The organism is Streptomyces sp. RPT161 (assembly GCF_027533845.1).
Lineage (GTDB): Bacteria > Actinomycetota > Actinomycetes > Streptomycetales > Streptomycetaceae > Streptantibioticus_A > Streptantibioticus_A silvisoli_A.
The window spans coordinates 1-493 of sequence record NZ_JAPZVN010000110.1 but is presented as its reverse complement, the minus strand read 5'-3'; the positions used below and the strand labels follow the sequence as shown (position 1 = coordinate 493).

The window sequence follows — 493 nt, the reverse complement described above, 5'->3', positions numbered from 1 at the left end:
CGCTGCGCAGGCGTTGCGGTCGGGGGAGTGCACGCTGGCCCTGGCCGGCGGTGTCACGGTGATGGCCGCACCCGACATGTTTGTTGGGTTCACGGTGCAGGGTGGACTGTCTGCTGATGGCCGTTGTAAGTCGTTTGCCGACGCCGCTGATGGCACTGGGTGGTCTGAGGGTGTCGGTGTGGTGGTGATGGAGCGGTTGTCCGATGCCCGCCGTCATGGCCACGAGGTGTTGGCTGTGTTGCGCTCGAGTGCGGTGAATCAGGATGGTGCTTCGAATGGTTTGACGGCGCCGAATGGTCCATCGCAGCAGCGGGTGATTCGTCAGGCGCTGGCTGCGTCTGGGCTTTCGCCGACTAAGGTCGATGCGGTGGAGGCTCATGGCACGGGGACTCGGCTGGGTGACCCGATTGAGGCTCAGGCGTTGCTGGCCACGTACGGCCAGGAGCGTGCCGAGGGGCAGCCGTTGTGGCTGGGGTCGTTGAAGTCCAACATC

At 64.9% G+C, this 493-nt stretch carries 1 protein-coding gene; it reads left to right on the top strand.

The window, feature by feature from the left end; translation table 11 throughout:
* Positions 1-493 (top strand): polyketide synthase (locus O5O46_RS35130; protein ID WP_269859748.1); only part of this gene is annotated, 493 nt, incomplete at both ends.